This is a genomic window from Streptomyces sp. NPDC002044 (genome assembly GCF_040296725.1).
Taxonomy (GTDB): domain Bacteria; phylum Actinomycetota; class Actinomycetes; order Streptomycetales; family Streptomycetaceae; genus Streptomyces; species Streptomyces antarcticus.
On record NZ_JBEOXU010000228.1, the window covers coordinates 1 to 6,649 of the forward strand.

At 70.8% G+C, this 6,649-nt stretch carries 4 protein-coding genes; 2 read left to right on the plus strand and 2 right to left on the minus strand.

The features are described from left to right. Positions 1-92 precede the first annotated feature (92 nt). Together ABT106_RS30275 and ABT106_RS30280 are read right to left on the minus strand one after the other, a co-directional pair. Positions 93-770: a ScbR family autoregulator-binding transcription factor gene (locus ABT106_RS30275; RefSeq protein ID WP_351283779.1), complete on the minus strand. Its 678-nt coding sequence runs from the start codon at positions 768-770 to the stop codon at positions 93-95. A 1,207-nt stretch (positions 771-1,977) separates the two neighbouring features. Further along, positions 1,978-3,981, minus strand: a complete 2,004-nt coding sequence (locus ABT106_RS30280) for a cytochrome P450 (RefSeq protein ID WP_351283782.1) — start codon at positions 3,979-3,981, stop codon at positions 1,978-1,980. Between the two features lie 499 nt (positions 3,982-4,480). On the opposite strand from ABT106_RS30280, the gene ABT106_RS30285 reads away from it, so the two are divergent. Continuing rightward, entirely contained in the window at positions 4,481-5,443 is a 963-nt protein-coding gene (locus tag ABT106_RS30285; RefSeq protein ID WP_351283785.1) for a ScbA/BarX family gamma-butyrolactone biosynthesis protein, read from the plus strand. A gap of 61 nt (positions 5,444-5,504) precedes the next feature. Further along, positions 5,505-6,322 (plus strand): IS5 family transposase gene (locus ABT106_RS30290; RefSeq protein WP_502979530.1). Its coding sequence is split into 2 segments (ribosomal slippage): positions 5,505-5,834 and positions 5,837-6,322, totalling 816 coding nucleotides; the frame shifts between segments, so codons are not numbered across the junction. The last annotated feature ends 327 nt before the right edge of the window (positions 6,323-6,649 follow it).

Genomic DNA, 6,649 nt, shown 5'->3' on the forward strand with positions numbered 1-6,649 from the left:
CGACAAGGCCGCCGCGATGGGCATCGTGTTCGGGGTCCTGGCCATCGCGACCGGCGGCACCATCGGCCAACTGGTCGGGGCCGGGGCCGGGCTCAGGAGAACGCGGGATCGTGCTCCTGCACCGGCCGCCCCGGCCCCGGCCCCATCTCCGCGGTCACCCGCTGCCCCCGGTCAGGGGCGATATCGAGCCGCGCGAGCATCGCGGGCGTCGCGATGCTCGGGCAGATGTGCTGATAGACGGCCGCCACCCGCTCCTCGATGTCCGTACGGTCATTGAGGGTCTGGGAATAGATCTGCACACCCGTCCAGCAGGCCGAAAGGATCCACGCCGTCTCGGCCGGGTCCACGTGCGGCAGCAGCTCACCCTGCTCCTTCGCCCGGCACAGCAGAGTCCGCGTGAACTCGATCCAGCCCGGCACCGACCCCCCGCCGAAAATCTCCCGCATCCCCGGCCCCAGCGAAAGCCGCGCCCCGGCACTGAGCATCGGCTCACGCTTCATCCGGTACGCCAGCACCATCGCCACATCCACGAGCTCCTGCAGCTTGCTCTCCCGGTGCGGCACCCCGCCCTCGGCGAACTGCTCATCCAGAACACCCTGCGCCAGCTCCTGCTTGGAAGCGAAATGGAAGTACAGGGCACCCTTGGTGACACCCGCCCGCGCAAGAATGTCCGCGATGGTGGCCGCGTCATAACCACGCTCGTCGAAAACCGACGCCGCCGCCTCCAAGATCGCGCGACGCGTACGTACCGCACGCTCCTGCCGTGCCACGGTGCCTCCGTTGTCCGAGGGCTCGTACCCGCCCGACCCGCAAACCGGATCGGCCACCCTCACTAAAACCAACCAGAAGGTCCGTATTTTATCAAGCGGCCCCCGAACAGCCCCCCGGACACCACCCCCACGCCACCACCCCCCAACCCACCCACCCCTTACACCCCACCCACCCCACACCCCCCACCCCGACACCACCCCTCCCAACCAGCCCCCGACCACCCCACACCGCATCCCGCACCACCAGCCCCCGCCCCCCACCCCCGGCCCCCGGCCCCCGGCCCCCGGCCCCCGGAAACCGAAACCCGCACCCGCCACCCCGGCCACCCCACGCCCCGGACAGCCCCCGCCCGCCCCAGACGCCCCGCAGCCACAGCCGCAGCCGCAGCCGCAGCCAGGAGAACCCGCCCCCGGCCCCGGACGCCCCGCCCCCGCACACCCGGCAACTCCCGTACCCAGAAACCCCGGACACCCCCAAGCCCCCGCCCCGCGGCCCCGCGCCCCCGCGCCCCCGCGCCTGAGACAGTCCCCGGCCCCGCACCCGCGCGCCTCAGACGCCCACCCAGCGCCCCGCGCCTGGAGGCACTCCCCAGCCCCGCGTCCGCACCTCAGGCACCGCACCCACACCCCAGGACCACGACCCACCGCGCCCGCCCACCGCACCCGCCCGCCCGCCTCCACACGCTCAGGCGGCCCGCGTTCGCGCGTTCACGCGTTCACGCGCCTCAAGCGGGACCCGCCCCCACACGCTCCCGCGGTCCCCCGTCCACGCACCTCAAAACGGAACGGGACCCGCCCCCACACGCTCCAGGGGTACCCGCGCCCGCGCACCTCAGACCGGGACCATATCCACCCACCCCGAGGATCCCCCCGTCCACACGCTCCAGGGGTACCCGCGCCCGCGCACCTCAGACCGGGACCATGTCCACCCACCCCGAGGATCCCCCCGTCCACGCACCTCCAACACCCCCCGCCCCACACGCCCCAGAGGCCACCGTGTCCGCGCACCGCAAGCCACCACATCCACACGCCTCACGCACCCCGCCCCCACAACACCCCAGGGGCCCCCGCCCCCACGCACTCCAGGAATTCCCGTGTCCGCACGTCTCAGACGGCGTCGCCCCCACACGCCCCGGGGAGTCCCGTGTCCGCGCACCCCAGGAACCCCCGCCCCCACGCACTCCGGGGGTTCCCGTGTCCGCGCCTCTCAGACCGCGTCGCGTGCCTGCTCCCCCAGAACCACCGGCAACTCCCGCAGCCCGTTGGAGATGAACGACTCCACCCGCCCCGGCTCCCCCGGCGCCAGCACCACCCCCGGGAACCGCTCGAACAGCCGCCGCACCGCGATCGCGCACTCCAGACGCGCCAGCGTCGCCCCCAGGCAGTAATGCGTCCCGAAACCGAACGACAGATGCTGCCCCCGCGAAGGACGGGTCACATCGAAACGGTCCGCGTCCACCCCGTGCAGATCCGGATCCCGCCCCACCGACCCGAACGACACAATGATCGGATCACCCTGGGGAATCACCACCCCCTCCCCCATATCGATGTCCTCCACCGCAAACCGCACCAGCCCATACGCCGCCGGCGGCTCAATCCGCAACGCCTCCTCCACCACGTCCTCCCAGGACGCACCACCCTCCCGGACCAGCTTCAACTGACCCGGCTCACGCAGCAGTTCATACACCGCAGAACTGATCAAATTGACAGACGTCTCATAACCAGCCGTGAACAACAAGATCAGACTGTCCACCAACTCCTTCTCACTGAACCGCTCCCCCACCCCACCGGCCACCCCGCCCCCACCACCCGCAGCCACGCCAACACCATCCACACCCACACCCACAACCTCCACCGCGCCAGCGCCACCAACGCCGGGAACAGCCGCGGCCGCAACAGCGGGAACGGCCGCGGCCGCACCGGTGACCATGACGGCCTCCGTGACGGCGGAGGCGCCGGCCTCCGTGACGGCGGAGGCGGATACGGATGCGACGTCATCCACCGCGTCCGCAGTGACGGCCGCGGCAACGGCCGCAGAGGCCGCGGTGGTGGCGGAGGCCACGGTGACGGCGGTGGTGGCGGAGGCCGCGGTGACGGCGGTAGCGGCGGCGGAGGCCGCGGTGACGGCGGTAGCGGCGGCGGAGGCCGCGGTGACGGCGGTAGCGGCGGCGGAGGCCGCGGTGACGGCGGTAGCGGCGCTGCCATCCACCACATCCACCGCGTCCGCGGCGGAGGCGTCCGCACCAACAGCTCCCGCGCCAACCGCGTCACGAACGGCAGCGTCACGGGCCGAGGCATCAGGAGCGGCAGCATCACGAACAGCGGCATCACAGGCGGCAGCATCACGGGCCGAAGCGTCACAGGCGGCAGCGTCACGGGCCGAAGCAGCAGCGGCGGCAGCATCACGGGCCGAGGCATCACGGGCGGCGGCGTCACAGGCGGCAGCAGGGGCAGCAGGGGCAGCAGGGGCGGCAGCATCACGGGCCGAGGCGTCACGGGCGGCAGCGTCACGGGCAGCAGCGTCACGGGCGGCAGCGTCACGGGCAGCGGCGTCACGGGCGGCGGCGTCACGGGCGGCGATGAGCGCGCTGGTCATGTCGTCACCGGGGTGCTCACGCCGGTAGGCCACCAGCCCGGCCATGGTCACATGCAGGTCCGCCGCGTTGCGCTGGGCCTCCTCAGCGGTGATCCCCGTGTCGAAGAACGCCTTGATGATCCGGTGCAGCGGCGCCCACCAGCGCTCCGGAATCCCGAACAGCTCCGAAACGATCCGCGTCGGCAACTCGTGCGCGAACTCCGCCCGCAAGTCCACCACCCCGCCCGGCGGAAGCGCCGCCAGCCCGTCCAGCAGCCCCGACACGACCTCCTCGATCCGCGGCCGCATCGCAGCCACCCGCCGCGAAGTGAAAGCCGCCGCCACCGGTCTGCGCAACCGCGTGTGCTCCTCCCCGTAAGCAGTGATCATGTTCTGCACCGACACCCAGATCGCCAGCGGCCACTCACCCCCCACCTCCCCGCTCACCCACGCCGGCCAGTGCCGGTAGGCATCCTTCGACACCCGCGGATCCACCAGCAGACGACGGATATCCGCATGCCGGCTCACCGCCCACGCACCGACCCCTCCCGGCAACAGCACCGGCACCGCCGGCCCCTCCCCCCGCAAACGGGCCGCCTCGGCATGCATCCGCACACCGGAAACATCGATCGCCATCGGGCACTGACGGATCATCTGGGAACTCTCCAGGAAGGACGGCGACGACAGGGCGTACCGGACAGTCAACACCCTGTTTAAAAAACCGCCCGTCCGGTTCTTAACTTACCGGCGGCGGCCCCGAGTCTTCCACCGACCCACCCCCCCTGCCAATGGTTTGCCGCCCCCGGCCCGGCGCCGCACCCGCCCCCGCACCCGCCCCCCGGGCCGCCATCTGAACAACACGTGCCGACACCCTGTCGGACCGGCACATACGACCGGAATCACGGCTCCCACTTGGAACCCGCAACCGGATACCACCACCAGCACCCCCCGCCCCGATATCCCCTGGTCGGCGTCACGCCCGCCCCCCGCCACCCCCGCCACCGCCCCCCGCCCCCCACACACCCCCGACATCCCCACCCCACGGAAACCTTGCAAACAAAACCGGAGAGTCCGTATCTTGCGAATCGCGTGAGCAACCCGTCCCATCCGTCCAACGGTTCCGCGGGAGATGTCCATGACCATGCTGACGATCCAGACGCACACACCCACCCCCACCCCAACCGAAACACCCCAAACCTGGACACGCTGCACCAAGGCCCCCACCCCCGCACTGACCACCACCGTCCCCCGGGAATACGTCCACCGCAGCTCCCTCGCCGAAGTCTTCCTCACCGGCTGCGAACCCACCGGCCCCCACACCTACCTCCTCACCGGCCAATGGCCCCGCGCCCACACCTTCTTCACCAGCCCCGACGGCACCAGCCACGACCCCGTCCAGGCCGGCGAAACCATCCGACAGACCGGCCTCTACCTCTGCCACGCCATCTACGGAGTCCCCCTCACCCACAACGTCCTCCTCTGGAACCTCGACTTCACCACCCACCCCGACCGCCTGCGCATCGGCCCCGGCCCCAGCGACCTCACCATCCACGCCACCTGCACCGACTTCACATGGAAAGGCACCCGCTTCTCCGGCCACCTCCACGTCACCATCCACCGCAACCACCAACCCGTCGCCCACGGCACCGCCCACTTCACCTGCGTCGCCCCCGCCCCCGACCGCCGCCGCCGCGGCACCCCCACCCACCCCACCCCACCCCACCCCCACACCCCCCACACCCCCATCCCCCCCACCACCGCCGGCAGAACCCACCCCCACGACGTCGTCCTCGCCCCCACCCCCCACCCCCACCGCTGGCAACTCAACCCCGACCTCAACCACCCCATCCTCTTCGAACACACAGGCGACCACCACCCCGGCATGGTCCTCATCGAAGCCGCCCGCCAAGCCGCCCACACCCTCCACCCACCCGGCACCTACACCCCCACCACCATCACCACCCAATTCCACCACTACGCCGAACTCCACACCCCCTGCTACATCCACGCCACCCCCACCACCCCCCACCACACCACCATCACCGGCCACCAACAAGGCCACACCATCTTCCACACCACCCTCACCACCCACCCCTAAGAGGTCCTAACAGAAGCTGATGATCATGTGACTTTCGGTTCGGGTGGTCGTTGGTCTGGCCGTGGGGAAACGTCAGTCGCGGCCGTGGATCGTGTCGGATGAACTGTGGTCGCTCATCGAGCCGTTGCTGCCTGCGCCGGGGCCGAAACAGGTGGAGGGGCGCCCTCGGGTGCCGGACCGGCAGGCCCTCTGCGGGATCCTGTTCGTGCTGCATACCGGGATCCAGTGGGAGTACCTGCCGCAGGAGCTGGGCTTCGGGTCAGGCCTGACCTGCTGGCGGCGCCTGGCCGCGTGGAACGACGCCGGTGTCTGGGACCAGCTGCACCTGGTGCTGCTGAAGAAGCTTCGGGTCGCGAAGAGGCTGGACTGGTCGAGGGCGGTGATCGACTCCTCCCACGTCCGGGCCGCTCGACGGGGCCCAAAAGCGGGCCCAGCCCGGTCGACCGCGCACGTCCGGGCAGCAAGCACCACCTCATCGTCGACGGCCAGGGCATTCCGCCCGCCGTCTCGCTGACCGGCGGGAACCGCAACGATGTCACCCAGCTGATACCCCTGCTGAAGAAGATCCCGTCCGTCGCCGGCCTGGTCGGACGGCCACGCAACCGACCCGACACTCTGCTGGGCGACCGCGGCTATGACCACGACAAATACCGGCGTCTCGTCTGGGCGATGGGTATTAAACCGGTGATCGCCCGCCGCGGCGTCCCGCACGGCTCCGGCCTCGGCGTCTACCGGTGGGTCGTGGAGCGGACCATCGCGTGGCTCCACGGTTTCCGACGGCTCCGGATCCGATGGGAACGACGCGACGACATCCACGAAGCCTTCCTCGGCCTTGCCACCTGCCTCATCACCCACCGCCACGTCCAACGCCTTTGTTAGGACCTCTAACCCCCCAACCACCAACCACCAACCCACACCCACACCCGCACCCGCACCCGCACCCGCACCCGCACCAACCCAGTCAGACCACACCCAACCCGAACACCACACCCACACCCACACCCACACGGCACCCACACCCGCCCCCACACCCGCGGTGCACCACACCCACACCCACACCCACACCCACACCCGCACGACACAGCAGGGCAGGGCAGGGCAGGGCACGGACAGCACGACAGGGCACGGCTTGGCGCAACAGGACTGGGCTTGGCAGGGCTTGGCACAAGCTGCCGCCACCGAGACGACACCACAGGCCCACACACT